Here is a 6,071-nt window from a genome sequence, read left to right as displayed (position 1 = left end):
GCGTTCAGGCAGGCCCGCCACCAGGCTTCCTGCCGCACAGCCACCGCCACCTGGTCTTCCGACCCGACCTCTCCGTCCGCCATGCGAGGGCCCGCCACGCGAGGGCCCGCCACGGAAGCGCCCGCCACGCGAGCGACTCCCCAACGCGAGCGCCCCACAGGAGCGGCTCCTGCCGTGAGGGCAATAGGTGCCACCAAGGAAAGGAGGAGCCCGTTGGTGCGTATCGCCCGGGTCACCCCGTCGACGGGTGGGCTGATAGAACCGACCGGTGAGTAATACCGTCGAGCGCACCGATATCGGCGAGGGCCTGCGCCGCTGGCGGGCCGTCCGCCGGGTCAGTCAGCTGGAGCTGGCCACCCTGGCCGGCACCACCCAGCGCCACCTGAGCTTCGTCGAGAGCGGCCGCTCCCAGCCTGGACGCGCGCTCGTGATCCGCCTGGCCGAATCGCTCGGACTGTCGCTGCGCCAGCGCAACGACCTGCTCGCCCTGGCCGGCTACGCACCCGTCTTCACCGAATCCAGCCTGGACGAGCAGGCCCTGGCCCCGGTACGCACCGCGATCGAGCAGATCCTGCGCGGCCACCAGCCGTACCCGGCGCTCGTCGTCGGGCCGTACGGGCGGGTGGTGGCGGCCAACGACGCCGTCGAGGTGTTCACCGAGGGTGCCGCGCCGGAACTCCTCCGGCCTCCGGTCAACATGTTGCGGCTCATGCTGCACCCGGACGGCATGGCGCGCAGGATACGCAACCTCGGCGAGTGGGGCCGGCACGTGATCGACGCCCTGCGTGCGAGCGCCAGGCGCAGCCCCGATCCGCGCATGGACGACTTCGTCGACGAACTGGCCGCCTACGTCCCCGAGGCCCCGGTCGGGCCCGACCACCTCGGCTTCGCGGTGCCGATGCGACTGGCGTCCGCGGACGGCGAACTGCGCCTGATCACCACGCTGACCTCGTTCGCCACGGCGACGGACGTCACCGTCGCCGAGCTGCAGCTGGAGGCGTTCCTGCCCGCCGACCAGCCGACCGCCGACCTGCTCAGGACGCGCGCCGAGCGGCGCCGAACGACCGCCGGACGGCCACGCTCCGAGTAACCGAACCTCCCGGCACCGCTGAACGCGACTCCAACGGTGTTAAGACATCGCCCGTCCGTCCACACCGCCAGGCGTCGTCAAGGGCATCGCGGCGTGCGACGACTTCTGCATTCCCTTCCTGTACATGCCGGACCAGAACCTCGGTACCGTCTCCACATCGCTGTTCCAGTTCACGAGTACCATTCTGGTGATCGTGCCCACGCCGGCCGTGTTCCTGCTGCTGCAAAGATTCATCTATAACGGACTGACACAAGGCGCGACGAAGTGAGGCGAAGAACCGCATGAAGGCACCGCTGCCGCTGACCACGGTGATCCGGCCGTACGCGTGGGGATCGCCGACCGCCTTCCCGGCCATGTTCGGCACCCCGGCGACGGGGGAGCCGCAGGCGGAGCTGTGGATCGGCGCCCATCCCGGCGCTCCGTCGACCGTCGACGGGGTGGCGCTGGGCGAGCTGATCGGGCGCGACCCGTACGGGATGGTGGGCGCGCGTGGGGTGGACGCGTTCGGGCCGGTCCTGCCGTACCTGCTGAAGGTGCTCGCCGTCGACGCGCCGCTGTCGCTGCAGGTGCACCCCACGACGGCGCAGGCCGAGGAGGGGTTCGCCCGCGAGAACGCGGCCGGCGTGCCGATCGACGACCCGGCGCGCACCTACAAGGACCCGTTCCACAAGCCGGAGATGGTCTGCGCGCTGACCGACTTCCACGGGCTGTGCGGGTTCCGCGCCCCCGGCGACGCGGCCGGACTGCTGGAATCGCTGGGCGTGCCTGAGGTCGGCGAGTGGGTGCGCGTCCTGCGTGCCGAACCGGCCGGGGCCGCGCTGCGCACGGTGTTCGAGCAGATGCTCGACCCGGGCGCGCACGAGATCCGCGCCGCCGTCGAAGCGGCACTCACCGGCCGCGCCGACGACCACCCGGACCTCGCCGTCTACGCCGACCTGGCCCGCGCCTGCCCCGGCGACCCCGGCGTCACGGCCGCGCTCCTGCTCAACCACGTACGTCTCGCCCCCGGCGAGGCCGCCTTCCTCGGCGCCGGCGTCCCGCACGCCTACCTGGGCGGCGTCGCCGTGGAGGTCATGGCCAACTCGGACAACGTGCTGCGCTGCGGGCTGACCCCGAAGCACATCGACGTGCCTGAACTGATGCGCGTGGTCGACTTCGAGCCGGCCCGGCCGTGCCTGGTCCCCGCCGACCAGGGGGAGCCCGGCCGGTACGGCTACCGGCCGCCGATCGCCGAGTTCGGCCTCGTCCGCCACGAGCTCGCCGGGGACGCCGAGCACCCGCTGCCCGCCGGTGTGCCGCAGATCGTGTTGTGCGTGGAAGGGGCGGAGATCGTCCTGGAGGCGGCGGAGCGGGTGACCCTGCGGCCCGGGCAGGCGGCGTTCCTTCCCGCCGGCGCGACCGGCGCGCGCCTGTCGGGCACTGGCACCGCCTACCGCGCACTCCCGCCGGGCCTGCTCCCCGCCTCGAACGCGTCCAACGTCGCGAACGTCGCGAACGTCGCGAACGTCGCGAACGTCGCGAACGCCTCGGACGCCTCGGACGCGTCCACCGCCTCCAGCGCGTCGTCGTGAGGCCCGGGCGGGATCCGGCCGGCCTGCTCGTCCGCGGCCTGACCCCGCCGCCCCTCCTGATCGACCTGCTGGCCGCCGGGACGTGGCGGCACCCGGGCGACGCCGTGATGCGCGAGGTCATGCCCTGGTTCGAAGATCCCCTGATCTTCCTCACCGACCTCGATCACATGCGCGGGGAGTCCGGCGCGCTGGACCTGTTCGCCGACGACGAGCGGTCGGCCGAGGTGTTCCGCGTGGCCCGCGGCAGCCTGGCCGGCCCGGTCGAGCTGCCCTGGCTGGACGTGGAACTCGCCTTCCTCGTCGCCGTGAACCGGCTGGCCGGGGACGACGTCGCCATCGCGTTGGACTACCGCGGCGACCCGGCCGATCCCCGTGTCGTCGCCGGTGACTACTGGACCAGCCCGGACCGCTGCTTCCGCTGGCGGGTGGTGGCGCCGACGTTCAGCGCCTTCGTGACGGCACTGGGCCTGCCGTCGCCGCCCCGCCGACGTCCGCCCGGCTGACCGCCGCCGTCACGCGTCGTCGGTGTTCGTCCGGCTGACCGCCGCCGTTTCGCGTCGTCCCGCGAGAACCCGCGTCGTCCCGTGAGAAACTCGCGTCGTACCGTGAGAAACTCGCGTCGTACCGCGAGAACCCCGCGTCAGCCCGAAGACGGCAGTTCGTCGGCCGCGGCGCGCAGGCGGCGGGCCGCCTCGCCCAGTTCGGCCAGGTCGGCGGCGGCGGCGAAGCTGAGCCGCACCAGGTTGTGCGGTGGGTCGGCGGGGAAGAAGCGGCTGCCGCGATCCACCGCCACGCCATGGGCCCGCGCGGCGGCGACCACGGCGGTGTCCTCGTGCCCGTCGGGCAGGTGGACCCACAGGTGCAGCCCGCCCGCCGGGTGGCGGCCGATGCGCCAGCCGGGCACCTCGCGGGCCAGCGCGGCGGCCAGCGTGGCGGCGCGCTCGCGCAGCGCCCCGGGCAGCATGCGCAGGTGACGGTCCCAGGCGGGGCCGCTGATCAGTTCGATGGCAGCCTCCTGCAGGGGGCGGGCGGTGAAGAAGTCGTCGACGTGGCGCATGCTGCGCAGCCGTCGCATGACGGGGCCGCGGGCGATCACGGCGCCGATGCGCAGGCTGGGCGAGGCGGGCTTGGTGAGCGAGGTCAGATGGATGACGGTGCCGTCACGGTCGTCGACGACCATCGGACGTGGCGCCGCCTGGTTGTGGCTCAGGTGGCGGGCCCAGTCGTCCTCGATGACGAAGGCGCCGGCGGCGCGGGCGATCTCGGCCACCTGCTCGCGCCTGGCCGGCGGCAGCACCGCGCCGGTCGGGTTGTGGTAGGTGGGCTGGCAGTAGAGCAGGCGGGCGCCGGTCATGGCGAAGGCGTCGGCGAGCAGGTCGGGACGCAGGCCGTCATCGTCGATGGGGACGGGCAGCGGGCGCAGCCCGGCGGCGCGGGCGGCGTGCAGGGCTCCGGGGTAGGTGGGTGCTTCCATCAGGACCGGGCCGCCGGGGGCGATGATCGCGCGGAACAGCATGGACAGAGCGCCCTGGCTGCCGCCGGTGATCAACACGTCGTCCGGGCCGATGGTGCCGCCCACCAGGCCGGCGAAGATCGTACGCAGGGGCGCCAGGCCCTCGGTGGGCGCGCGATGCCAGGCGTCGGGACGGCGGGCCGCGCGGGCGAGCGCGGCCTGCAGGGCTCGGACCGGCTGCAGGGACTCGTGCGGGTAACCGCCGGCCAGGGAGATGACCCCGGCCTGCTGGACGGGGGAGGGCTCGGGCAGCGCTTCGACGTCGCGCCCGGCCAGTGCGACGGCCTGCCAGGAGGTGTCGGCGGCCTGCCGGGTGGCGCGGCCCGGCCGGGCGGCCACGTACGTGCCGCTGCCGGGCCGGGTGATCACGGCTCCTTCCGCGGCCAGTTGCGCGATGGCGCGGGCGACGGTGGCGGGCCCGACGCGATGACGGCGGGTCAGGTCGCGGCTGCTGGGCAGCCGGTCGCCTGGCGCCATCGTGGCGATCGCGGCGCGGAGCGCGGTGGCGAGTTCGTCAGAAGTGCTATTCTCCGACATGAGAGATGATGATAGTGCTTCTGAGGGTCGGCCGGGAAACGCTTCCGGCCTCTGTGCGGGTCGTGCACTTCGACGACGTCGGCTGCGGCCTGCCATCCGCCCCGGTGCTGGCGGCCGTGCTCGGCTGAACGCCTTCGCCCTGGGAGGAATCGGCGGCGGGCCGGCGACCGATCCGCCGAGGGGCTGCCGGCGTTCGATCTCACGGTGCGCGCCGAGGGGCGGGCATGCTCCGAGCCGACCTGCCCCCGTTGTGGCGGGAGCACGGGGCGCGTGTCGCTCGCGCCGACCTGGACCAGCCCACACCAGAACGGCGAGCTGGGCCATGCGGGTCTTCAGGGAGCGGTTCGTCGGACGCCACGGTCTTTCACCGCGCTCGTACCGCCGGCTCCTGGGCTGCTTCCGCTTCCTCCCGATGCGCCGTCACCCCCGTGTGGTCGGCGCGGACCGTCAAAGCGGTGGCGAGGTTCGACAGATGCTTGTCATGGTCAGGGTCGTTCGCATCCTGGGTAGCCAGCCGGTACGAGACGATGGCGTCCTCGATGTCCGCTTGCCTCTTGGTACGCAGGAACCGAGTGAGTAAGGCGAAGCCGAGCAGGGACGACAGCGACGAGCGCTCGGCAGTGTCTTTCGCGGGGACGATGCGCAGCGCCTCGCGCCATGCCGCGACGGCCTCGTCGAGGTCGGTGACCACCTGGGTGCGCTCGTGCCGCGTCACCAGCGTGGTGCCGAGGTACCGCAGGAAGAGCGCCCGCTCGGGATCGTCCGCGGAAGCCGCGTCCACGGCCTGTCTCGCGGCGGCTACCGCCTCATCCATGTCTGTCACGTCCCTGGTCGCCGCGAACCGGAACAGGAGCGCGACCCGTAGGTTGTTCCAGACCATGGGCCGCTCCGGGTGATCATCAGGGACGGCGTCGTGAAGACGCCGCCAAACGCTGAGCACGCGTTCGACAGGCGGACGCCTTCCCGGGCCGCCCGCTCTCACCAGCAGGTCGGTGGCCAGGTCTATGGCCTGGGGGAGCGCGTCGAGCGCGTCCCTGCTCGGCAGAGACTCGTCTCCCGCGATCAGGCGCTGGGCGAACGTCCAGATCATGATGTCCCGGTCGCGACGACTCTTCGGACCGATGGCCCGGTAGCGGTACCTGTGGAAGCGCCCGAGCACGGAAAGCGCCTCGAGGTCCGGGCGTTCATCTCGGTGACCGGCGGCGAGGCGGCGAGCGTGCCAAAGCGCCAAGGGAGCATGGACGTGCGAATAGTCCCCCTCGGAATCGACCCGCTCGAGACATCTCCTCAGCGCCCTTATCGATATCTTCCTCAACATCTTGTCTCCGGGCCTGTCTGTCGAGTGCTTTTCGTGAGGCGC

Annotated in this window: 6 protein-coding genes; 4 read left to right on the top strand and 2 right to left on the bottom strand. The window is 72.6% G+C overall.

What is annotated here, in order from left to right; genetic code table 11:
- The first annotated feature begins 268 nt into the window (after positions 1-268).
- The 4 genes from HII36_RS14915 (at position 269) to HII36_RS14900 (ending at position 3,164) form a co-directional block, all read left to right on the top strand.
- Positions 269-1,090 (top strand): helix-turn-helix domain-containing protein, encoded by an 822-nt coding sequence (locus HII36_RS14915; RefSeq protein ID WP_173523759.1) that lies wholly within the window; start codon positions 269-271, stop codon positions 1,088-1,090.
- A 124-nt stretch (positions 1,091-1,214) separates the two neighbouring features.
- On the top strand, positions 1,215-1,358 hold the full coding sequence (locus tag HII36_RS14910; RefSeq protein WP_173523758.1) for a hypothetical protein: 144 nt from the start codon (positions 1,215-1,217) through the stop codon (positions 1,356-1,358).
- 13 nt (positions 1,359-1,371) lie between these two features.
- Positions 1,372-2,661 (top strand): mannose-6-phosphate isomerase, class I, encoded by a 1,290-nt coding sequence (gene manA, locus HII36_RS14905; RefSeq protein WP_173523757.1) that lies wholly within the window; start codon positions 1,372-1,374, stop codon positions 2,659-2,661.
- Complete coding sequence (locus tag HII36_RS14900) at positions 2,658-3,164, top strand: hypothetical protein (protein ID WP_173523704.1); 507 nt, start codon at positions 2,658-2,660, stop codon at positions 3,162-3,164. The genes manA and HII36_RS14900 overlap by 4 nt, the downstream gene beginning before the upstream one ends.
- A gap of 137 nt (positions 3,165-3,301) precedes the next feature.
- Here HII36_RS14900 and HII36_RS14895 read toward each other — a convergent pair whose 3' ends face one another.
- Both HII36_RS14895 and HII36_RS14890 read right to left on the bottom strand, forming a co-directional pair.
- The gene (locus HII36_RS14895) at positions 3,302-4,711 is read right to left on the bottom strand and encodes an aminotransferase-like domain-containing protein (protein WP_173523756.1); all 1,410 of its coding nucleotides are present in this window, start codon (positions 4,709-4,711) and stop codon (positions 3,302-3,304) included.
- A 364-nt stretch (positions 4,712-5,075) separates the two neighbouring features.
- Positions 5,076-6,029 (bottom strand): hypothetical protein, encoded by a 954-nt coding sequence (locus tag HII36_RS14890; protein WP_173523755.1) that lies wholly within the window; start codon positions 6,027-6,029, stop codon positions 5,076-5,078.
- Between the last annotated feature and the right edge of the window lie 42 nt (positions 6,030-6,071).

Origin of the sequence: Nonomuraea antri (assembly GCF_013283785.1) — a bacterium.
GTDB classification, from domain to species: domain Bacteria; phylum Actinomycetota; class Actinomycetes; order Streptosporangiales; family Streptosporangiaceae; genus Nonomuraea; species Nonomuraea antri.
This window is presented reverse-complemented; position numbering and strand designations above follow the sequence as displayed.